Raw genomic sequence first — 20,541 nt, 5'->3', positions numbered from 1 at the left:
CCGGATCAGTACAGCGAGGCGGGCCAGGTCAGCGTCACGGCCAGGACGACGCCCGCGTCCAGCGCGATGCCCAGCAGCAGCCACGGGTTGAACCAGAGCACCTTCAGCACCAGCCCGCCGGCCGCGGCCACCACGGCCGCCGGGGCCCACCAGCCGGCGTCGGCCAGCAGGGCCACGCCCGCGATGGCGTACAGCAGGGCCGTGACCGCGGCCAGGGCGGTCGCCGCGGCCCTGGAGGTCTCCTCGGTCACATGGGCCGCGGCCAGCGCCCAGGAGTGGCCGGGGGCGAAGGGGGGCGGGTTGTCCGGGTCCGGAGGCGTCACCCAGATCCGGTAGTGCACCAGGGCGTGCGCGAGGAGGAAGACCACCACCAGGGCCCTGATCACGGCGCGGGCTCCGGTTCCCTTCCGCCCTGGTCCAGCCGGAAGGGCGGGTAGGCGTCCGTCATCAGCGCCGCGTAGACCGTCACCCGCAGTACCCAGCGGTTGAGTCCGACCAGCAGGTCGAACAGGCCGCGGGGATAGGTGTCGGTGAAGGCCTTGGCGATGATCGCGAAGAACGCCAGGACCATGATGAGCCCCGCGGACCAGAACCCCTGCTCCTCCATGCCGCCTCCGCTGCCTCCGCCGGCGAGGAAGGCGACCACGATGTAGTGCGGGATCGCCAGCAGCCACCACTTCACCAGCACCAGGCCGCGCGAGAGCCGCCCCGGGTAGTCGACCTCCAGCCGCGCCGGGTAGTCCGGCTCCGGGCCCAGGCTGAAGGGCGGGTAGCGGTCGGTGGCGAACGCGCCGGTGGAGTAGAAGGCCACCCGCCAGCTCCAGCGCAGCACGCCGGTGTTGAAGTCGAACAGCGGCCTGGGGTAGCGGGCGGTGAACAGGATCGCGAAGAACGCGATCACGGTCACCACGAAGAACGCGATCCACAGGAAGAACAGCACGACGAAGTGCGGGATCAGCAGGATCCACTTCACCAGCCACAGCCACCTCGACAGCGGCCGGTCCAGCTCCGCCTCCACCGTCACGGGCCGGCGGGCCCCGGTTGCCGCCATGGAGAACACGGTGATCAGCTCCTTCGTTCTCTGGTGCCCGCGGGCGCTCAGGGGCTGCCGGGGGCCGGGTGCAGGGAGCGTGCGACGGTGTCGGCGAAGGCGTCGACCGCCTCCCAGTCGCGGTAGTCGCCGTAGCGCAGGCCCATCGCCCGGAAGACCGCGCGTCCGGGGCCGGGCAGGTGCTCCGGTGCGACGACCCCGGAGAACATGGCGTGCTCGCGGGGTGAGAGGTCGGCCAGGACCTCCTCGGTCACCTTCGGCTCCTCCTTGGCGGCCATGGGCTTCCACGGGCCGCGCAGGGCCGCGGGCATGCCGACGCTGAAGATCCACACCGGCCGGCCGGCCAGCAGCTCCCGGTGGGTGTGGACGAATCCGGTGGCCTCCGGCAGCCAGGCCATTTGGTGGACGGCGCTGCCCAGCACATAGGCGTCGTAGCCGTCCGCGTCGCCGACCGCGTCCAGGGGCGCGGTCTCGGCCCCGACGCCCCGCTCGGCCAGCCGGGCGGCGATGCGCTCGGCGATCTCGCGGGTGGAGCCGTGGGCGCTGGCGTATCCCACCAGTACGGTCATGTCGCATCCTCCTCGCCGCGGCTCTCGCCGTGGCCTCCGCCGGGTTTCCCGCCGTGGTCCCCGCCGAGCGGGACCGGCACCACCAGCACCGGGCAGCGGGCGTGGTGGAGCAGGGAGTGCACCACCGGGCCCAGCCGCATCGCCAGCCGTCCGCGCCGCCGGTGGACGGCGACCACCACCACGTCCGCCGCCTCGCTGGCCTCGACCAGCGCGGGGGCGGCGCCGCCGTTGACGGTCCTGACCTCCGCCCGCACCTGCGGGTAGCGGCCGCGGAACGGATCCAGCACCCCTTCGGCCGCGGCCGTCTCGGCGCGCGCGACCCGGGCGATGTCCTCGCGCCGCGGGCTGGTGGGCACCAGCGGCTCCCCGGGCGGGGCGAGGTGCCGGTAGACCCAGGCGTGCAGCGCCACCAGACGCGCCTGCCGGGCGGCGGCCTCGCGGAAGGCCAGGCCGACCGCGTCGGTGTCGGCCTCGCCCTCCACGCCCAGCAGCACGGTGTCGTGGGGGACGCGGTTGTGCTCCGGCGGCAGGTCGCCGCGTACCACCAGCAGCGGCCCGGCGGTGTGCGCGGCGACCCGCAGGCCCACCGACCCCAGCAGCAGGCCGGTGAAGCCGCCCAGCCCGCGGGAGCCGACCACGGTCACAGCGGCCCGGTGGCTCAGGCGCACCAGGGCGTCCGGGGCGTCTTCGTCCACGGCCGAGGCCACCACTTCCAGCCGCGGGACCAGGCGGCGGGCGTGCTCGGCGGCCGACTCCGCCAGCGTCCGGGCGTCCTCGCGGGAGGGGGTGTGCGCCGCGGGTTCCGCCCCGGTCTGCGGGAGCGCGGCCCAGGGGCGGCCGTGCACGACCTGAAGCGGCACCCCGCGGCGGCGCGCCTCGGCCGCCGCCTGCTCCAGCGCCAGCTCGGCGTGCCGGGAGCCGTCCACCCCGACGGCCACATGGCCCCGGGGTCCGGCTGCGTTGGCGTCCATGGTCGCTCCTCCCGTTCCGCCGCACGGCGCGGGCGCTTGGCCCGCTTCCCTCCAGCCTTACCGGAAAAGTCCTTTTCCGCCTGAGGTCGGCCGCCTTCCGGTGGGCCGTTCGGCCCCGGGCGCCGGGCGCCGGGCTCCGGCCCGGGCCCGCCTCAGCCCGGCACCCGTGCGGGCACCGGGCTGAGGCGGGCCGAGGTCACGCGGTCGACGACCGCGCGCGGCCGGGGGCCAGGGCCGCGCGGGCCGCCTCCAGACGGGCGACCGGCACCCGGAAGGGGGAGCAGGAGACGTAGTCCAGCCCGGCCTGGTGGAAGAAGTGCACGGAGTCGGGGTCGCCGCCGTGCTCGCCGCACACCCCCACCTTCAGACCCGGTCGGGCGGCCCGGCCCTCCTCCACCGCGATCCGCACCAGCCGGCCCACTCCCTGCCGGTCGAGCGTCTCGAACGGCGAGTCCCGCAGGATGCCCCGCTCCAGGTAGGCGGAGAAGAACGACCCCTCCACGTCGTCGCGCGACAGTCCCCAGGTGGTCTGCGTCAGGTCGTTGGTGCCCAGGGAGAAGAAGTCGGCCTCGGCCGCGATCCGGTCCGCGGTCAGAGCCGCCCTGGGCAGCTCGATCATCGTGCCGACCGGGCAGGCGACCTCCACCCCCGTCTCCCGGGAGACCTCGGCCAGTACGGCGTCCACCTCCTCGCGCACCAGCCGCAGTTCGTCGGAGGTGTCCACCAGCGGCACCATGATCTCCGCCCGCGGGTCGCCGCCGTCGCGCAGCCGCCGCGCCACGGCCTCGCCCACCGCCCGCACCTGCAGGGCGATCAGCCCCGGCACCACCAGGCCCAGCCGCACCCCGCGCAGCCCCAGCATCGGGTTGTGCTCGTGCATGCGCTCCACCGCGCTCAGCAGGCGCACGTCGTGCGGGTCGGGCTCGCCCCCGGCCGCCTCGGCGGACGCCACCCGCACCGCCAGCTCGGTGTGGTCGGGCAGGAACTCGTGCAGCGGCGGGTCCAGCAGGCGGATGGTGACCGGCAGGCCGTCCATCGCCTCCAGCATGGCGGTGAAGTCCTCGCGCTGCGGCGGCAGCAGCGCCGCCAGCGCCTTCTCGCGCCCGGCGTCGTCCTCGGCCAGGATCATCGCCTCCACCAGCCGGCGCCGCTCGCCCAGGAACATGTGCTCGGTGCGGCACAGGCCGATGCCCCGCGCGCCGAAGCGGCGGGCGCGGGCGGCGTCCTCGGGCGTGTCGGCGTTGGCCCGCACGCCCAGACGGCGCGTGGCGTCGGCGTGCTCCATCAGCCGGGCCACCGCGTCGACCACGCCCGGGAGCCGCTCCCCCGTCTCGAAGTGCCGCATCACCGGGGAGCCCACCAGGGGCAGCTCGCCCAGGTAGACGGCGCCGGCCGACCCGTCCACGGAGACCGTCTCGCCCTCGGCGACCGAGGTGCCGCCCACGGTGAAGCGGCGCGCGGCGGCGTCGATCTCGACGGCCTCCGCGCCGCACACGCACACCCGGCCCATGCCCCGGGCCACCACGGCCGCGTGGCTGGTCTTGCCGCCCCGGCTGGTCAGGACCGCCTGGGCGGCCACCATCCCCGGCAGGTCGTCGGGCGTGGTCTCGCCGCGCACCAGCACCACCTTCTCCCCGGCCGCCGCCCGGCGGGCGGCCTCGGCCGAGTCGAAGACCACCGCCCCGAAGGCCGCGCCGGGGGACGCCGGCACCCCGCGGGCCAGCGGCTCGCCGGCCCCGGCGGTGTCGAAGCTCGGGAACATCAGCCGGGCGAGCTGCTCGCCGCTCACCCGGTCCAGGGCCTCGTCCCAGCCGATCGTCCCCTCGTCCGCGAGCTGGGCGGCGATGCGGAAGGCGGCCTCGGCGGTGCGCTTGCCCACCCGGGTCTGCAGCATCCACAGCCTGCCGCGCTCGATGGTGAACTCGATGTCGCACAGGTCCCGGTAGTGCCGCTCCAGCCTCTCCATGTACTCGCACAGCTGCGCGTAGCACCCGGGGTGCAGACGTTCCAGCTCGGCCAGCGGCACGGTGTTGCGCGCCCCGGAGACCACGTCCTCGCCCTGGGCGTCGGCCAGGTAGTCGCCGTAGATCCCCTGCAGCCCGGTGGCCGGGTCGCGGGTGAAGGCCACACCGGTGCCCGAGTCCGGGCCGGCGTTGCCGAAGACCATCGTCTGGACGTTGACGGCCGTGCCCAGGTCCTCGGGGATGTGCTCGCGGCGGCGGTAGACGCGGGCACGCTCGGTGTTCCACGAGGAGAACACCGCGCGCACCGAGCGCCGCAGCTGCTCGGCCGGGTCCTGCGGGAACTCCTCGCCCGTCCGCTCGCGCACGATGCGGCGGAAGTCCTCCACCAGCAGCCGCCGCTGCCCCGGGTCGGGCCGGCGGGCCAGCGCCTCGGCGAACAGGGCCCCGTCGATCCCCATCACCGTGGCGCCGAACATCTGGATCAGCCGCCGGTAGGAGTCCCAGGCGAAGTCCTCGTGCCCGGAGGTGCGGGCCAGCCCGTGCACGGAGGCGTCGTTCAGCCCGATGTCGAGGATCGTCTCCATCATCCCCGGCATGGAGTAGCGCGCGCCGGAGCGCACCGACAGCAGCAGCGGGTCGTCCGGGTCGCCCAGCCTCCGCCCGGCGGCCCGTTCCAGCGCCGCCAGGTGCCCGGCCACCTCCTCCACCAGCCCCTCGGGCTCGGCGCCGGTGGCCAGATAGGCCCGGCACGCCTCGGTGGTGACGGTGAAACCGGGCGGCACGGGCAGGCCGATACGGGTCATCTCGGCGAGATTGGCGCCTTTGCCCCCGAGCAGGTCGGCCTGCTCCCGGCCCCCCTCGGTGAAGTCCTGGACGTAGCGGACCATCTGTGGTGCCTCCTCAGCGGCTCGGCGCCCGTGCGGGCCTGGGCCCGGCGGCGGAGCACCTCGGCGGATGGGGTCGCGGCCCCGGTGCGGGAGCCTGCCGCGGGGGCCGGCCCGCCGCACCGGGTGGGGCTTCAGTCGTGCGGTACGACGGCCACCGGCGCCGGCGAGTGGTGCATCAGGGCGTGGGTGACCGGTCCGGTGTGGAAGCCCAGCCGGGCGCGGCGGTTGCGGCGCCCCACCACCAGCAGGGAGGCGTTCTCGGCGGCCTCCAGCAGGTGGTGGGCGGCCCTGCCGACCACGGCCTGCGGCCGCACCTCCACCTCCGGGTGCCTCTCCCGCCAGGGGGCCAGCACCCGGGTCAGGGCGTCGGACTTCTCCTCGGCCAGGTCGTCGATCAGGTGGGGGTTCACGGCCACCGGGTTGATGCCGTACACCGGCGGCGGGTCCCAGCCGTGGACGACCGTCAGCGGCACCCCGCGCCGGGCGGCGGCGTCGAAGGCGAACTCCAGCAGCTCCTCGCGCGGCCTGGTCAGGTCCAGTCCCACCACCACGTCACCGGTGTCCTTCTCGGCGGTCCCGGCCCGCACCAGCACCACGGGGCACTCCACGTGCGCCACGGTGGACAGCGCCACCGAGCCCACCAGGAAGCCCGTCAGCGTCCCCCGGCCCCGCGAGCCCAGGACCAGCAGCTCCGCCTCGCCCACCGAGTCCCCGATCACCTCGGCCGGGCGGCCGGCCAGCCGCTCCACGGCGACCTCCAGCGAGGGGTGCTCGCGGGCCAGGTCGGCGGCCGTCTCGTCCGGCAGCGCCTCCCACCGCTCCCGCGCCTCCGGGTCCATCCCGGACAGCACCTTCGGGTGGGAGTCGTTCTCCTTCACATGTACGAGCCGCAGCGGCAGCGTGCGGCGCAGCGCCTCGCGGGCCGCCCACTCGGCGGCGGCCAGGCTCTCACGCGAGCCGTCCAGGCCCACGGTGACGGTGCGGGTCATGGTGTGTACCTCCAAGCCTTCCCTGCGGAGCGGCCGTCCGCTCCACCTCCAGGCTGCGGCCGGGTACCCGCCACCGCGAGGGGACACAGGTCCCGACGGGTGGGACCGACCGGCCTGCCGGGCCGCTCCCAGGGCCGGCAGGGGGTCCTGCCCGGGCCGAACGGCCCTGCGCCGGGCCCCTGCCGGCCCTGGGAGCGGCCCGGCTCCCGCAGCACCCTGGAAACCGAGGCAGAAGGAGAGGGGACCGGCCATGACGGGCACCACCGGCACCACCGGAACAGCGGACACCATGGGCGCCGCACGCCCCGTACGGCCGGCCCACGCGCTGCTGGCCGACGGCCGGACCGTGGAGATCCGCCCCGCCCGCCCCGAGGACCGCACCGGCGTCGAGGGGCTGTACGGGCGGATGTCGCCCGAGAACCTGCGCCTGCGGTTCTTCGGCTCCGGCAGCGAGCTGGGCCGGCAGGCCGCCCGCCGCGTCTGCGGACCGCCCCGCCCCGGCAGCCTGGCCCTGCTGGCCCTCCACGAGGGGCGGCCCGTGGGGATCGCCGAGTACGAGCGTGAGGACGGGCACGGGGACGGGAGCGAGAACGGCGACGAGGGCGCGGGCCGCACCGCGGAGGTCGCACTGGCGGTCACCGACGAGTTCCACCACCGCGGCGTGGGCACCCTGCTGCTCGAACACCTCGTCCACGCCGCCCGCGCCGCCGGCGTCACCGCCTTCACCGCCGGAGCCCTGGCCGACAACCACGCGATGCAGAAGGTCTTCGCCGACCTCGGGCTGCACACCACCCGCCGCTACGACTCCGGCGAGGTGCGCTGGACCATCCGGCTGGACCCCGACGAGCACTACCTGACCGCCGTCGACGAGCGCGCCCGCACCGCCGACGCCGCCAGCCTCCGCCCGCTGCTGCGCCCCCGCTCCCTCGTCGTGGTCGGCGCCGGCGGACCGGAGGGGGAGGCGGGCCGCGCCGTCCTGCGCGACCTGCGCCGCGCCGGCTTCACCGGGCGCCTGCTGGCCGTCGCCCCCGGCGCACGGTCCGTCGAGGGCGTCCCCGCCCACCCGTCGGTGACCGCCCTGCCCAAGGCGCCCGAGCTGGCCGTCCTGGCCCTCCCCGCCCACGAGGTGCCCGAGACCGCCGAGCAGTGCGGCAAGACGGGGGTGCGCGCCCTGGCCGTCCTCGGCCCCCGCCTCGACGCCGGGCAGGGCGCCGCCCTGCTGGCCGCCTGCCGCCGCCACGGCATGCGCCTGCTCGGCCCCCACTCGCTGGGCGCCGCCAACACCGAGGACGACATCCGCCTGGCGGCCGTCCTCACCGCCGCACTCCCCGCCTCCGGCACCGCCGGAGTGGCCGTGCAGTCCGGCGGGGTCGGCACCGCCCTGCTGGGCGGACTGGCCCGCCTGGGCATCGGCGTCTCCACCTTCGCCTCCCTGGGCGACAAGTACGACGTCAGCGGCAACGACATGCTCCGGTGGTGGGAGGGCGACGGCCGCACCGACCTGGCCCTGCTCCACCTGGAGTCCTTCGGCAACCCGCGCGCCTTCTCCCGCACCGCCCGCCGCGTCGCCCGCCGCATGCCCGTGCTCACCGTCGACGCCGGACGCTCCGAGGCCGGACGCCGGGCCGCCGCGGCCCACACCGCCGCCGCCTCCGCCCCCGCCATGACACGGCGCGCCCTGTTCGAACAGGCCGGGGTGATCGCCACCCGCGGCATCGGCGAACTCCTGGACACCGCGGCCCTGCTCCACTCCCAGCCCCTGCCCACCGGCACCCGCGTCGCCGTGGTCTCCAACGCCACGGGCGCCGGGGTCCTGGCCGCCGATGCCTGCGCCGAGGCCGGGCTGACCCTGCCCCGGCTGCCCGACTCCCTCACCGCGGAACTGCTCGGCACCCCGCCCGACGGCACCATCGCCTCCCCCGGAAACCCCGTCGACACCAGCACCGCCGGCGGGCCGGGGCCGGCCGAGTGCGCGGGACGGCTGGCCGGGTACGGGGGTGTGGACGCGGTCCTGGCCGTCCTGGTGCCCACCGCCCCGGCCGACGGCAGCGGGGAGGACCGCGAGGCGGCGGTCCGCGAACTGCTGCGCACCGCCGCCGCCCACCCCTCCCGCACCGTCGTCGCCGTGCTGCCCGGTCAGGCCGAACGCGTCCGCCTGCTCCGCACGGGCGACGGCACCGCCCTCCCGGCGTACGCCGAACCCCAGGACGCCGCCCGCGCCCTGGCCCACGCCGCCGGACGGACCCACTGGCTGGGCCGCCCGCCCGGCGAGGTGCCCGAACTCCAGGGCGTGGACACCGAGGCCGCCCGCGCCCTGGTCGGCGCCTTCCTCGCCGACCACCCCGGCGGCGGCCCGCTCGGCCCCCGCGACCGCGCCCGCCTGCTGGACCACTACGGCATCCCCCGCCTGCCCCAGGCCTGGGCCGGGGACGAGGACGCCGCCGCCCGCGCCGCCGCCCGCCTGGCCGCACAGGGTGGCGGGCGCGTCGCCCTCAAGGCCCACTGGCCCGGCCTGCAGGACGGGAGCGAGGAGGAGGCGACCGCCCTCGACCTCCAGGGCGAGGACCGCGTACGGGCCGCCTGGCGGGAGCTGTCCGCCCGCCTGGACGGCGCCATGACCGGCGCACTCGTCCAGCCCATGGCACGGCGCGGCACCGAACTGGTCGCCGGCGTCGTCCAGGACGAGGTCTTCGGCCCCCTGGTCCTCTTCGGACCGGGCGGCACCGCCGCCGAACTCCTGGCCGACCACGCCGCGCGCCTCGCCCCGCTCACCGACCGGGACGTCCACGACCTGATCACCGCGCCCCGCTGCGCCCCCCTGCTGCTCGGGCGCCGCGGCACACCGGTGGACCTGGAGGCACTGGAGCAGATCCTGCTGCGCCTGTCGCGGATGGCCTGCGACCTGCCTGAACTCGCCGAGGCCCACCTCGGCCCGGTTCTGGCCCGCCCGGACGGCGCCACCGCCGTCGACACCCGCGTGCGCCTGCTGCCCGGGCGCGCCCACGACCCCCACCTGCGCCGGCTGCGCTGACAGGCCGCCGGAGAGAGAACACGGAGGACACCATGAAGCACAAAGTGGTCGGCGCCGTCATGACGATCGACGTCGTCAAGGCCCACCCGACGACACCCTTCAAGCAGATCGCCCACCTGCTCGCACGGCACGGCATCAGCGGCCTGCCCGTCGTGGACGGTGACGACAAGGTCCTCGGCGTCGTCTCCGAGACCGACCTCCTGGCCCACCAGGCGCGCCAGGGCTCGGACGGCGCCCCGCCCAGGGGGCGCCCCGGCCGCCGCAGGGCCGCCGCAGGACGGCCGCTGACCGCCGGCGAGCTGATGACCGCGCCCGCCGTCACCGTCCACGCCCTGGACTCCGTGGCACGCGCGGCCCGCACCATGGTCGCGCACGGCGTCCAGCGGCTGCCGGTCCTGGACGAGGAGGAGCGGCTGGTCGGCATCGTCACCCGCCGCGACCTGCTGGGCGTCTTCCTCCGCCCGGACGCCGACATCCGCGCCCAGGTCGTCGACGAGGTCCTGATTCGGTCCCTGTGGCTGTCCCCGGACACCGTCTCCGTCTCCGTGGCCGAGGGCGTGGTCACCCTCACCGGACAGGTCGAGCGGCGCAGCGAGATCCCCGTCGCCACCGCCCTCATCCGCCGCCTGGACGGCGTGGTCGACGTCGTCAGCCGACTGACCTACCGCCTGGACGACTCACGGCTGCGGCCCGAGGAACCCGCACTGCACGGCCTCGCCGACCGGTGGCTGCGCAACCACTGACATACCCGCCGGCGCACCACCGGCACACCGCCGGCCCTTCCGGGCACCCGGGAGGGCCGGCGACGCACAGGAAGGCGATCACGATGACACCACCCCACGTACTCGTCGCCCACGGCTCGAAGAACGGCTCCACCGCGCAGATCGCCCGGTGGATCGGCCAGGACCTGCGGGACAGCGGCCTGACCGCCGACGTCCTGCCCGCCGCCGAGGCCGCGGCCCTCGGCGATCTCGAAGCCTACGACGCCGTCCTGCTGGGCTCCGGTCTGTACGCGGGCCGCTGGGTCAGGGAGGCCACCCGCTTCGCCCGGCACAGGCGCCACGCGCTGGCGCGGCTGCCGGTGTGGCTGTTCAGCAGCGGCCCGCTGGACGCCTCCGCCGAGGAGCGCGACATCCCGCCCGCCCCCGGCGCCGCGCGTGTGGCCGCCCTGATCGACGCGCGCGGCCACGTCACCTTCGGCGGCCGGCTGGGTGAGGACGCGCGCGGCTTCATCGCCCGGCAGATCGTCAAGCAGGGCAAGGGCGGCGACTTCCGCGACCGCGAGCACATCCGCCGGTGGGCGCGCTCGGTCGCCGCCGAGCTCACCGGGGCGGCCCGGAACACCTGAGCACCCGAAAGCCGCCGTGTCCTGTGCCGTGTCCCGGGCGGGACACGGCACAGGACACGGCGAAGGCCCGGCTTCCGGGCGGAACCCGGAAGCCGGACCGGGGGCACCGGGCCGGAAGGCACCCGGCCGAAGACCGCGGCCCGGCCGGTTCCCCGGCCGGGCCGCTCCCCTCCTCGCCCTCGGCTCCTCAGCCGATCTCGATGTCCACCCGCGGCGGCTGCCGCAGCGAGTTGTGCACCGTGCAGTGGTCCACCACCGCCGCCAGTGCCCGGGTGCGCGTCTCCCCGATGTCCCGCGGCAGCACCAGGCGCAGCCGCACCTCCCCCACCCGCGCCGGCCGGCCGTCGGCCATCTCGTACTCCGTCTCCACCCGCAGCCCCTCGCGCGGCAGCCCGTGCCGCGCCAGATAGCGGCCCGCGTAGAAGCCCACGCACGAAGCCAGCGAGGCGACGAACAGGTCCACGGGTGTGGGCCCCAGCCCCTCGCCGCCGGCCTCCGGCGGCTGGTCCACGGTGAACTCGTGACCGCGCACCGAGACCTGGTAGGCATCGCCCCCCGACAGGGCCACCGACACCTTCTCCATGACGCACCTCCTTGACATCGCCTCCAGTCAACCGACCCGCGCACCGCCGCGGCAGGGGCCGACCGGACGCGCCGGGGGGCCGTACGGCCCCGCTTTCCGGGCCGCCCGGCCGCCTGGACCGGTCGGCGGCGCGGAACGGGACCAACGGCACTGCCCCGGCGGACGGCCGCCGGGGCAGCCTGGTGGCGGCCGGAACGGGAGGAGAACACCATGCCACCCACCACACTCGACGCGGTCGTCCTGGAGAACCTCGTCTCCGCCGCCGTGGCAGCACCGTCGATCCACAACACCCAGCCCTGGCGCTATCGCCTGGACCCCGCCACCTCCACCCTGGAGGTACGCGCCGCCGCGGGGCGGGGGCTGCGCCACACCGACCCCGTCGGGCGGGCCCTGCACATCTCCGTCGGCGCCGCCGTGTTCAACCTCCGCGTGGCGGTGGCCCACACCGGCTGGGAACCGTCCGTACGCCTGCTGCCCCGCCCCGGCGAACCGGACCTGCTGGCCTCCGTGCGCCCGGTGCGGACCGACGCTCCCGACCCGCGCCACCGCCCCGACCTGTACGCCGCCCTGTGGCGCCGGCACAGCAGCCGCTTCCCCTTCTCCCCGCACCGCCCGCCCGAGGAGCTCCTGCGCGAGCTGGCCGCCGCCGCCCGCGCCGAGGGCGCCTCGCTGTGGTTCCCCGGCGCCCGGGACACCACCCGGATGATGCGTCTGACCGCCGCGGCCGAACGCCGCAACACCGAGACCGACGCGCGCCGCGCCGAGAACCGCTCCTGGATGCGCGAGGGTGCCCACGACGGGCTCCCCGGCGCCGCCCTGGGCGCCCGCGACGCCACCGGGCGCCTGCCGCTGCGCGACTTCTCCGGTGTCGGGGCGGCCGGCGCCCTCACGGCCCGGTTCGAGACCGGGCCCACCATCGCCGTCCTGGCCACGGCCCGGGACCGGCGCGCGGACTGGCTCCGCGCCGGGCAGGCCCTGGAACACGTCCTGCTGGTCGCCACCGCCCACTCGGTGCGGACCTCACTGCTGCACCAGGCCCTGGAGTGGCCGGACCTCAGGACGTCCCTGCAGCGCGTCACCGAAGGCCCGCGGTACGTCCAGATGCTCGTCCGCCTCGGTTACGGCCCCGAGGGACCGGCCACGCCGCGCCGGCCGGTGCGGGAGGTGCTGGAGACGGGGGCCTGACCGTGCCGCCCCGGACACCGCGCAGCCGGGCGGGGCCGGCCGCTCGGGCTCCGGTTTCTCAGACCCCGTCCAGCGGCACCCGCCACACCAGACGGGAGCCGCCGGACGGCGGTCTCTCCACCAGCAGCTCGCCGCCGAGCTTCTCGGCCCGCTCCGCCAGGTTCACCAGCCCGCTGCGGCGTCCGCCCTCCGGAATGCCCACCCCGTCGTCGGCCACCGTGGCGGTCAGGGAGCCGCGCGCCACCACCAGCGAGACCTCCGCCACCGCGGCCCGCGCGTGCCGCGCCACGTTCGACAGCGCCTCGGCCAGCACCGCCACCACATGGTCGGCCACGGCCGGCGGCACATCGGTGTCCACCAGCCCCTCCATGCGCAGGGCCGGGGTGAAGCCCAGGTTCCCCACGGCCTCCTCCACCAGCCGGGCCACCCGCACCCGCAGCCCCTGTTGCCGGGCCCGGCCGTCCCCGTGGCTGCGCAGACCGAAGATCGTCGATCGGATGATCTTGATGGTCTCGTCCAGGTCGTCCACGGCCCGCAGCAGCCGCTCACTCGCCTCCTGGTGCTGGACGAAGCGCACCGCGCTCTGCAGCGTCATACCCGTGGCGAACAGCCGCTGGATGGCAAGGTCGTGCAGATCGCGGGCGATGCGGTCGCGGTCCTCCAGCAGGGCCACCTGCTCGGCCGCCCGGCGCCGCTCCGCCAGCTCCATGGCCACCGCGGCCTGTCCGGAGAAGGACGCCAGCGGCGCCGTCTCCGTCTCCGTGAACGGCGCACGCCTCTCCCTGCGCGCCAGCAGCAGCACACCGCGCACCCCGTCGCCGGCGCCCATCGGCACCGCCACCGTCGGGCCCATGCCCTTCCAGCGTTCCGTACCGGCCGAGATACGGGGGTCGTTCGCGATGTCGACACTGGTGATCGCCTCGCCGGCGGCCAGCGCCGCCCCCACGAACGATCCTTCCTCCGGCAGCACCAGTCCGCGGAACTCCTCGCCGCCCTCCCCTTCGGCCAGCACCACCTGGAGATTGCCGGTGTCCTCCAGGGGCAGGGCCAGTACGCCCAGGTCCGCGGCGAGGATGTGGCGCGCGTGGTCGACGACCAGTGCCAGCACCTCCTGCTCGTCCGCCCCGGACAGCAGTCCGGCGGTGATCTCGGCGTTGGCCTCCATCCAGCGCTCGCGGTTGCGGGCCTGCTCGTAGAGGCGGGCGTTCTCGATGGCCACGCCCGCCGCCACGGCGAGGGTGGACAGCACCGCCTCGTCCTCGGCGTCGAACTCCGCCCCGCCCCGCTTCTCGGTCAGGTAGAGGTTGCCGAACACCTCCTCGCGCACCCGGATCGGCACGCCCAGGAAGGAGTGCATCGGCGGGTGGTTGGGCGGGAAGCCCGAGGAGTTGCGATGCTCGGCCAGCTCCGGGATGCGCAGCGGCTCCGGGTGGCGGATCAGCTCGCCCAGCAGCCCGTGGCCCGACGGCAGCGGGCCGATGGCCTTGACCGTCTCCGCGTCGATGCCCACCGGGATGAACTGGGACAGCCTGCCGTCCTCACCGATGACGCCGAGGGCGCCGTACTCGGCGTCGACCAGCAGCACCGCCGCCTCCACGATCCGCTGGAGTGCGTGGGACAGCTCCAGCTCCTGCCCCACCGACATCACGGCCTCGAGCAGACTGTGCACCCGGTCCCGGGTGCCGCGCACCGCGTCGACGCGAGCCTGCAGCTCGTCCAGCAACTCGTCCAACTGCAACCGAGGCAGACGCCCTGCGTCCTTCTCGCTCCCCATGCCCACCGGTCCTTCCGTCAGGCCTCAGAGCCTTTACCCAAAGGTATCGGTTCACCCCGGCGGACCGCTGCCCCACCCCAGGGGGTCCGGTCCAGGCCGCTCTGTCTGACCTGTTCGACCTGTTCGATTTCTAACTTTGTCATATGAACTGCTTGGCACACTATTTAGTCGGACGGGGATCCGACGGCCTCTCCTCGCTCGGCTCATCGGGTGAACTGCGGCGCTCCCGGGACAGGTGCCTCCGCCCGGCCGGGAAAGTCTCCACCTCGGACGCCCCGGCCCCGGGCCGGGTGTCCACCGAACACCGAAAGCGCCCGAGGACACCCGAAGAGCACTGGAGAGATCCATGGACATGCCCGCTGTGACCGAATGCGCCGTGGAGCCCTGCGCGTACAACAGGGAGCACGCCTGCCACGCGCTCGCCATCACCGTCGGCGACCCCCAGCAGGCCCAATGCGACACGTTCTTCACCGCTCCGCGCAAGGGCGGCAGCCCGGAGGCCGCCGCGCACGTCGGCGCCTGCAAGATGTCGGACTGCCGGCACAACACCGACTTCGAGTGCCAGGCGACCGGCATCTCGGTGGGCGCCCTGCACGGCACGGCCGACTGCCTGACCTACTCCCCGAACTGACCCGTCCCCGAGCCGGCCCCACCACTCCCCGTCCCGCCCGTCACCGGACCGCGGCAGCGCCCCGGAACGGGCACCTCCTGTGAGATCCCGCCCACCGGTTGCGGATACGGCCTCGCGGGGTACCCGGTCTCGTACCCGGGGCGCGCGGAGGCCGGACCACGGCACCGGAGGGCGGGCTCCGGAGAGCTTCGGAGAGCGGTGACGACCATGCACGCGGAACTGGGAGACGAGCTGATCATCGAGAGTCCGGCCACGGGCGTCGCCCGGCGGGACGGCGAGATCATCGGGCTGCACCACGGCGACGGGACACCGCCGTACGACGTGCGCTGGTCGGACACCGGCCGGGTCTCGCTGGTCTTCCCCGGGCCCGACGCCCACGTCCGGCATCTGCACCACCGCGAGGACCCGGGCACCATCCCGGGCACCGCCCCGGACACCGCGCAGCCGGGCGGGGCCGGCGGATCCGGCCGGGGGTGACCCGGCCGGATCGGGCCGTAGCGCGTCGTGCCGCGGCACGACGCGCTACGGCCCGATGTCGAGCACCTCGCCCGGCGGGCGGCGCGGGGTGCCGGGCCCCGGCGGCCCGTATCCCAGCCGCAGCACCATCTGCACCCGACCCCGGCCCGACACCGGATCGCGCAGCGGCCACCGCAGGTCGGGCCACTCAACGGGCTGGGTGGCCGGCGAGCCGACCAGGCCCTCCAGGGTGGCCAGCAGCAGGACGCGCTCCATGGCCTGCCCCGCCCTCAGCCAGTCCCCGGGGCGGTCCTTCACCGTACTGAGCAGGGCGATCCGCGGTTGCCGCTCGAAGGTCTCCGAGCGGCGCCCGGCCACGCGCCCGGTGCCCGCGAAGTCCCGTACCGGGGCGCGCCCGTCGAACTTGCGCGGCCCGAAGGCGTACTCGGGGACCCCGTCACCGGCCGTGTCCACACCACCTACGGGGTCCGCCCCGGCGGTCGCGGCTGTCGCGGCGGCTCCGGTGCGGGTCCAGTGGGCCAGGTCCTCCGCCTCGCCGCGGTCGGCGCGGTTGCGGGCCTCGGCCTCCTCCACCAGTTCCAGCACCCACCGCAGATGCCTCGGCCCCGGGAAGTCCAGCAGGGCTCCCTCCCTCAGGGCGGCGTCGGACAGCGCGGTGCGCAGCGTCTGGGGGATCTCGGTCCCGGTGAACGGCAGGCGGCTGGTGTGGCGGCGGTGGACGGCCGGGTGGAGCGCGCCGATCCCGTCCTCGCCGTCTCCACCGCCCCCGGATCCCTCGCCGTCCCCGGGGCCGGCCGGACGCACCACGGCGAGCAGGGCGGGATCGTCCGGGTCCGGCAGCAGCCGGGTCACCGGCCGCAGTCCCTCGTGGGCGAGCGCGACCCTCAGGTTGAACAGGGCGGCGCCGCAGCTGACGTGGAGGGCGCGCCCGTCGGGATCGGCGTGCGGGAGCTCCCGGCCGAAGTCCGCGCGCACCTGGAAGGCGCCCTCGCTCCTCGAATAGCGGAACCGCCACGGCTGGGTGTTGTGCATGGACGGAGCCGCGGCGGCGTCGCGGACCGCGGCCGTCACTCGTTCGTCGGACATCTCCCGTGTGCTCATCGGGCCTCCCCGCTCCTGACGGCCCGCCGACCTGCCGGTGTGGACGGCTCAGAGGGGCGCGCCCGCGGGCCGGGGGCGCGCCCGGGACCCGGTCGAGCCGGGTATCGAGCCAGGCGCCGACCCCGGATCCCCGGCCGTGGCCGGGGATCCGGGGTCGGCCTGGGTCAGGGCCCGGGATGCGCCACGCCCTCGATGTCGGTGCGCGCGACGCTCAGCAGCTTCTGCGCCAGGTCGTTCATCGCGCGTCCCGCCGCGAGTTCGTCGCCGATCTCGGGGACGTCCCTGTCGTGCGGATTGCGCCGCGCGACGCCCTGCCCGCTGATCTCCGTGCCCCCGAGGTCCAGTACCGCGTGGGCCTTCGTCGTGCCCTCCTCCTCGAAGAGGTGGAGGCGGACCTTCCAGTCCTGTGTGTGAGCCATCGTCTGCTCCCTGGGGTGGTGCGGGGCCGATGGGTCCGGATGCGTTCGGCCCGGTCCGTGTGTCCGCGCCTGCCGCGGCCCTCCCCGGCCGTCCCGGCACGGCCGTGTCTCCCGCGGCGCACTCCGCCCGCCGGCCCACCGGTTCCGGTGGTCGCCGCACCGGGCATAGCCGGCGCCTCCTCGGCGTGGATACGCCCGCGGCCTCCGCCTTCCACGGTAACCCCGGTGCCGTGAGGGTTCCATCGGACGGCGTACGGGCCGCGCCCCGGTCCGGACGGGCGCGGGTTTCCGAAGCGGCCTTCCCGGTACTCCCCACCGGGCGGGGCCGTCGTCCGCGCGGACCCCGCACGACCTCAGCACGCGCTCGACAGCACGCCCGACGGAAGCCAGGGAGCCACAGGATGCCCACACCCCCGACCTCCGGTCCCGGCTCCCGCTCCGGCGCCGACCCCGGCACCGGAGCGGGAGCGGCACACTTTCCGCGCGCGGAGGCCGGCGAGACCCACACCGCGGTGCTGTTCTTCCTCGGGGACCGCGTCTACAAGCTGAAGAAGCCGGTCGGCCTGGGGTTCGTGGATTTCACCACCCTCGCCGCCCGGCGGCGGGGATGCGAACGGGAGATCGAGCTCAACCGCCGTTTCGCGCCCGACGTCTACCTGGGGCTCGCGGAGATCCGCTGTCCTTTCGATCCCCCCTCCGGACGGGAGGAGGACGGCGGGCCCGAGCCGGTCGTGGTGATGCGCCGTATGCCGGCCGGGCGCCGGCTGTCCGCCCTGGTACGCCGGGGCGAGGACGTACGGGAGCCGCTGCGGGCCGTGGCACGGCTGCTGGCGGCCCGGCACGCGGACTCCCCGCGCGGCCCGGAGGTGGTGCGCGAGGGCACCCGGGACGCGCTCGCCGGGCGCTGGGAGGCGAACTTCACCGAGGTCCGCGCCCTGGAGGACGCCATCGAGCTGCCCGAGGGGGTGCCCGAGGCCGAGCGGCTGGTGCGCCGCTACCTCGGCGGCCGCGAGGTGCTGTTCGAGACGCGCATCCGCCGGGGCCGGGTCGTGGACGGGCACGGCGATCTGCGGGCCGAGGACATCTTCTGCCTCGACGACGGCCCGCGTGTCCTGGACTGTCTGGAGTTCGACGACCGGCTGCGCTACGTCGACGGTCTGGACGACGCCGCGTTCCTCGCGATGGACCTGGAACGGCTGGGCGCGCCGGACGCGGCGGCGTTCTTCCTGGCCCGCTACAGCGAGTACTCCGCGGACCCCGCGCCGCCCTCCCTGTGGCACCACTACGTCGCCTACCGCGCCTTCGTCCGCGCCAAGGTCTCCCTCATCCAGGCCGTCCAGGGCGCGCCGGGGGCACGGCAGGAGGCGCGGGGGCTGGTGACGACGGCCCTGCGCCACCTGCGCGCCTGCGCCGTACGCCTGGTGCTGGTCGGCGGGCTGCCGGGCCGCGGCAAGTCCACGCTCTCGGGGGCGCTGGCGGACCGGATGGGCGTCACGCTGCTCAGCAGCGACCGCGTCCGCAAGGAGCTGGCGGGCATCCCGGCCGAGCAGCCGGCGCCCGCTCCTTACGGCGAGGGCCTGTACACGCCCGAGCGGACGCGCGCCACCTACTCCGCCCTCCTGGACCGCGCATCCGCCCTGCTGTCCTCGGGCGAGTCGGTGGTGCTGGACGCGAGCTGGACGGACCCGGAGCAGCGGGAGGCGGCCCGGCGGACCGCCGGGCGCGCCGGCGCGGAGCTGGTCGCCCTGAACTGCCGGACGCCAGGTGATGTGGCCGACTCCCGGCTGGCCGGCCGCGCACCGGGGGTCTCCGACGCCGGGGCGGAGGTGGCCGCCGCGATGGCGCGGCGGGAGGCGCCGTGGCCGGAGGCCGTCACCGTGGACACCTCCGGCCCGCTCCGGGCGGCGGCCGACCAGGCGCTGGCGGCGGTGTACCCGTACGGCACCGGGCCCGCGCCGGCCTTCCGCCGCCCCTACATGGAGCCGGGCTGACGGGCGGCCGGGCTGACGGTCGAGAGGGGCCGGGCCGGGTGGAGGTGCGCCGGGCCGCGCGCGGAAGGAGACTGCGGACATGACCGGACAGATGACCGTCCCCGGAGCGCTCACCACGGACCTGTACGAGGTGAGCATGGCCCTGGCCTACCTGCGCGAGGACATGACCGGCGAGGCCGTCTTCAGCCTGTTCGTGCGGAAGCTGCCGCCGCACCGCGGCTTCCTGGTCGCGGCGGGGCTGGAGTCGGCGCTGTCGTACCTGGAGGGGCTGCGGGTCGGCGCGAGCGAGGCCGCCGCCTTCGCCGAGGCGCTGCACCGGCCGGTGGAGGACCTGGAGCCGATGCGGGGCCTGGAGTTCACCGGCGAGGTGCGGGCGGTGCCCGAGGGGCGGATCGTGCTGGCGGGCGAGCCGCTGCTGGAGGTGACCGCCCCGCTGCCGCAGGCACAGCTGGTGGAGACCTGTCTGCTCAACCAGCTCAGCCACCAGACGGCCGTCGCCTCGAAGGCGGCGCGCTGCGTCCTGGCCGCCGGCGGCCGCCCGGTGGTGGACTTCTCGCTGCGCCGCACCCACGGGGTCGAGGCGGGCCTGCGCATGGCCCGGCTCGGCGCCCTGGTGGGTTTCGCCGGCACCAGCAACGTGGCCGCGTCCGGCGCCTACGGCATTCCGGCGGTGGGCACCATGGCGCACTCCTTCGTGGAGGCGTACGAGGACGAGGAGGCGGCGTTCCGCGCCTTCGCCCGGGTCCATCCGGGCCCGGTGACCTTCCTGGTGGACACCTACGACACCGAGAAGGGCGTGCGGACGGCGGCGCGGGTGCTGCGCGACCTGGGGTACGGGCCCGGCTGCGCAGTCCGGCTCGACAGCGGCGACCTGGGCGAACTGGCCCTGCGCGCGCGGCGGATCCTGGACGGGGCCGGGCTGGAGGAGGTGCGGATCACCGCCAGCGGCGGTCTGGACGAGTACGGCGTCGACCGCCTGGTGCGCTCGGGCGCCCCGATCGACGTCTACGCCGTGGGCACCCGCGTCGGGGTCTCGGCCGACGCACCCTATCTGGACTCCGCCTACAAGCTGGTGTCCTACGACGGGCGGCCGGTGATGAAGCTGTCGGCGGCCAAGGTGACCGCCCCGGGGGCCAAGCAGGTCTTCCGCGGCCCGGGTTTCGCCGATGTCGTCGCCCTGCGGGAGGAGGAGCCGCCGCCCGGTGCCGAACCGCTGCTGGAGACGGTGATGACCGGCGGCCGGCGCGTCGCCGCCCCCGCGACCCCGGCGGCCGCCCGCGCGCGTTTCGAGACCGATCTGGCCCGGCTGCCCGACGAGGCGCGGCGTGTGGTGGATCCGGTGCCGCCGCGTCCCACCGCCTCCGGGCCCCTGTCGCGCCTGACCGCCGAGGTGCGCTCCCGTATCGAGGAGCGGGTGTCCGGAGGCCGTGCGGCGGCCGGCTGACCCGCGCAGGTCGCGGGCCGTACGGCGGCGCGGCACGGCCCGCGGCGCGACGGGCCCCGGGCGGTGGCCTGGTCGCCGCCCGGGGCCCTTGGGAGGGGGAGCCGCCGCTCCCCCGGTCAGTCGGTC

17 protein-coding genes and 1 pseudogene are annotated in these 20,541 nt (G+C 75.8%); 8 read left to right on the top strand and 10 right to left on the bottom strand.

Annotated elements, in window-relative coordinates; genetic code table 11:
• Positions 1-5 precede the first annotated feature (5 nt).
• The 6 genes from BM237_RS10680 to BM237_RS10655 form a co-directional block, all read right to left on the bottom strand.
• Positions 6-386: a hypothetical protein gene (locus tag BM237_RS10680; RefSeq protein WP_093849337.1), complete on the bottom strand. Its 381-nt coding sequence runs from the start codon at positions 384-386 to the stop codon at positions 6-8.
• Positions 383-1,051, bottom strand: a complete 669-nt coding sequence (locus tag BM237_RS10675) for a DUF4389 domain-containing protein (RefSeq protein ID WP_093849496.1) — start codon at positions 1,049-1,051, stop codon at positions 383-385. Before BM237_RS10675 ends, BM237_RS10680 begins: the two co-directional genes overlap by 4 nt.
• A gap of 47 nt (positions 1,052-1,098) precedes the next feature.
• A complete protein-coding gene (locus tag BM237_RS10670; RefSeq protein WP_093849336.1) occupies positions 1,099-1,620 on the bottom strand; it encodes a flavodoxin domain-containing protein in 522 nt (173 codons plus the stop codon).
• Complete coding sequence (locus tag BM237_RS10665) at positions 1,617-2,591, bottom strand: universal stress protein (protein WP_093849335.1); 975 nt, start codon at positions 2,589-2,591, stop codon at positions 1,617-1,619. The genes BM237_RS10670 and BM237_RS10665 overlap by 4 nt, the downstream gene beginning before the upstream one ends.
• A gap of 196 nt (positions 2,592-2,787) precedes the next feature.
• Positions 2,788-5,442 (bottom strand): pyruvate, phosphate dikinase, encoded by a 2,655-nt coding sequence (gene ppdK, locus BM237_RS10660; RefSeq protein ID WP_093849334.1) that lies wholly within the window; start codon positions 5,440-5,442, stop codon positions 2,788-2,790.
• A gap of 131 nt (positions 5,443-5,573) precedes the next feature.
• A complete protein-coding gene (locus BM237_RS10655; protein WP_093849333.1) occupies positions 5,574-6,431 on the bottom strand; it encodes a universal stress protein in 858 nt (285 codons plus the stop codon).
• A 289-nt stretch (positions 6,432-6,720) separates the two neighbouring features.
• Here BM237_RS10655 and BM237_RS10650 point away from each other — a divergent pair, with 289 nt between their 5' ends.
• From BM237_RS10650 to BM237_RS10640, 3 genes are all read left to right on the top strand, one after another.
• Positions 6,721-9,462, top strand: a complete 2,742-nt coding sequence (locus BM237_RS10650; protein WP_093849495.1) for a bifunctional acetate--CoA ligase family protein/GNAT family N-acetyltransferase — start codon at positions 6,721-6,723, stop codon at positions 9,460-9,462.
• Positions 9,463-9,494: 32 nt separating this feature from the next.
• The gene (locus BM237_RS10645) at positions 9,495-10,205 is read left to right on the top strand and encodes a CBS domain-containing protein (RefSeq protein ID WP_093849332.1); all 711 of its coding nucleotides are present in this window, start codon (positions 9,495-9,497) and stop codon (positions 10,203-10,205) included.
• Between the two features lie 83 nt (positions 10,206-10,288).
• Positions 10,289-10,810, top strand: a complete 522-nt coding sequence (locus BM237_RS10640) for a flavodoxin domain-containing protein (protein WP_093849331.1) — start codon at positions 10,289-10,291, stop codon at positions 10,808-10,810.
• 187 nt (positions 10,811-10,997) lie between these two features.
• Here BM237_RS10640 and BM237_RS10635 read toward each other — a convergent pair whose 3' ends face one another.
• The gene (locus tag BM237_RS10635) at positions 10,998-11,393 is read right to left on the bottom strand and encodes an OsmC family protein (protein WP_093849330.1); all 396 of its coding nucleotides are present in this window, start codon (positions 11,391-11,393) and stop codon (positions 10,998-11,000) included.
• 210 nt (positions 11,394-11,603) lie between these two features.
• Between BM237_RS10635 and BM237_RS10630 the strand changes: the two genes are divergently transcribed.
• Positions 11,604-12,578 (top strand): Acg family FMN-binding oxidoreductase, encoded by a 975-nt coding sequence (locus BM237_RS10630; RefSeq protein WP_093849329.1) that lies wholly within the window; start codon positions 11,604-11,606, stop codon positions 12,576-12,578.
• 58 nt (positions 12,579-12,636) lie between these two features.
• Here the strand turns inward: BM237_RS10630 and BM237_RS10625 are convergent, their stop codons facing one another.
• A complete protein-coding gene (locus BM237_RS10625; RefSeq protein ID WP_175540966.1) occupies positions 12,637-14,352 on the bottom strand; it encodes a sensor histidine kinase in 1,716 nt (571 codons plus the stop codon).
• A 346-nt stretch (positions 14,353-14,698) separates the two neighbouring features.
• On the opposite strand from BM237_RS10625, the gene BM237_RS10620 reads away from it, so the two are divergent.
• Both BM237_RS10620 and BM237_RS10615 read left to right on the top strand, forming a co-directional pair.
• Entirely contained in the window at positions 14,699-14,983 is a 285-nt protein-coding gene (locus BM237_RS10620) for a DUF1540 domain-containing protein (RefSeq protein WP_093849328.1), read from the top strand.
• A gap of 207 nt (positions 14,984-15,190) precedes the next feature.
• Positions 15,191-15,374, top strand: a pseudogene (locus BM237_RS10615) (DUF1918 domain-containing protein); the annotation flags it as partial.
• Positions 15,375-15,505: 131 nt separating this feature from the next.
• On the opposite strand, the gene BM237_RS10610 reads toward BM237_RS10615, so the two are convergent.
• Both BM237_RS10610 and BM237_RS10605 read right to left on the bottom strand, forming a co-directional pair.
• Positions 15,506-16,561, bottom strand: coding sequence for an Acg family FMN-binding oxidoreductase (locus tag BM237_RS10610; protein WP_093849326.1), 1,056 nt, complete (start codon positions 16,559-16,561; stop codon positions 15,506-15,508).
• A 164-nt stretch (positions 16,562-16,725) separates the two neighbouring features.
• Positions 16,726-16,980: a DUF1876 domain-containing protein gene (locus tag BM237_RS10605; protein WP_093849325.1), complete on the bottom strand. Its 255-nt coding sequence runs from the start codon at positions 16,978-16,980 to the stop codon at positions 16,726-16,728.
• Between the two features lie 401 nt (positions 16,981-17,381).
• Between BM237_RS10605 and BM237_RS10600 the strand changes: the two genes are divergently transcribed.
• Both BM237_RS10600 and BM237_RS10595 read left to right on the top strand, forming a co-directional pair.
• Positions 17,382-18,971: a bifunctional aminoglycoside phosphotransferase/ATP-binding protein gene (locus BM237_RS10600; RefSeq protein WP_093849324.1), complete on the top strand. Its 1,590-nt coding sequence runs from the start codon at positions 17,382-17,384 to the stop codon at positions 18,969-18,971.
• Between the two features lie 79 nt (positions 18,972-19,050).
• A complete protein-coding gene (locus tag BM237_RS10595; RefSeq protein WP_245793539.1) occupies positions 19,051-20,415 on the top strand; it encodes a nicotinate phosphoribosyltransferase in 1,365 nt (454 codons plus the stop codon).
• The last annotated feature ends 126 nt before the right edge of the window (positions 20,416-20,541 follow it).

It is taken from the genome of Streptomyces mangrovi (genome assembly GCF_900114215.1).
GTDB classification, from domain to species: Bacteria; Actinomycetota; Actinomycetes; order Streptomycetales; family Streptomycetaceae; genus Streptomyces; species Streptomyces barkulensis.
The sequence above is the reverse complement of the archived record's forward strand: the minus strand, read 5'-3'. Positions and strand labels throughout refer to the sequence as shown.

Bases quoted from the DNA above. Each gene is read 5' to 3' on its own strand.
- BM237_RS10610 (WP_093849326.1), bottom strand. From the start codon at position 16,561: ATGAGCACACGGGAGATGTCCGACGAACGAGTGACGGCCGCGGTCCGC.
- BM237_RS10640 (WP_093849331.1), top strand. From the start codon at position 10,289: ATGACACCACCCCACGTACTCGTCGCCCACGGCTCGAAGAACGGCTCC.
- BM237_RS10630 (WP_093849329.1), top strand. From the start codon at position 11,604: ATGCCACCCACCACACTCGACGCGGTCGTCCTGGAGAACCTCGTCTCC.
- BM237_RS10665 (WP_093849335.1), bottom strand. From the start codon at position 2,591: ATGGACGCCAACGCAGCCGGACCCCGGGGCCATGTGGCCGTCGGGGTG.
- BM237_RS10655 (WP_093849333.1), bottom strand. From the start codon at position 6,431: ATGACCCGCACCGTCACCGTGGGCCTGGACGGCTCGCGTGAGAGCCTG.
- BM237_RS10675 (WP_093849496.1), bottom strand. From the start codon at position 1,051: ATGGCGGCAACCGGGGCCCGCCGGCCCGTGACGGTGGAGGCGGAGCTG.
- BM237_RS10625 (WP_175540966.1), bottom strand. From the start codon at position 14,352: ATGGGGAGCGAGAAGGACGCAGGGCGTCTGCCTCGGTTGCAGTTGGAC.
- BM237_RS10620 (WP_093849328.1), top strand. From the start codon at position 14,699: ATGGACATGCCCGCTGTGACCGAATGCGCCGTGGAGCCCTGCGCGTAC.
- BM237_RS10605 (WP_093849325.1), bottom strand. From the start codon at position 16,980: ATGGCTCACACACAGGACTGGAAGGTCCGCCTCCACCTCTTCGAGGAG.
- BM237_RS10600 (WP_093849324.1), top strand. From the start codon at position 17,382: ATGCCCACACCCCCGACCTCCGGTCCCGGCTCCCGCTCCGGCGCCGAC.
- BM237_RS10645 (WP_093849332.1), top strand. From the start codon at position 9,495: ATGAAGCACAAAGTGGTCGGCGCCGTCATGACGATCGACGTCGTCAAG.
- BM237_RS10670 (WP_093849336.1), bottom strand. From the start codon at position 1,620: ATGACCGTACTGGTGGGATACGCCAGCGCCCACGGCTCCACCCGCGAG.
- BM237_RS10595 (WP_245793539.1), top strand. From the start codon at position 19,051: ATGACCGGACAGATGACCGTCCCCGGAGCGCTCACCACGGACCTGTAC.
- ppdK (WP_093849334.1), bottom strand. From the start codon at position 5,442: ATGGTCCGCTACGTCCAGGACTTCACCGAGGGGGGCCGGGAGCAGGCC.
- BM237_RS10650 (WP_093849495.1), top strand. From the start codon at position 6,721: ATGGGCGCCGCACGCCCCGTACGGCCGGCCCACGCGCTGCTGGCCGAC.
- BM237_RS10635 (WP_093849330.1), bottom strand. From the start codon at position 11,393: ATGGAGAAGGTGTCGGTGGCCCTGTCGGGGGGCGATGCCTACCAGGTC.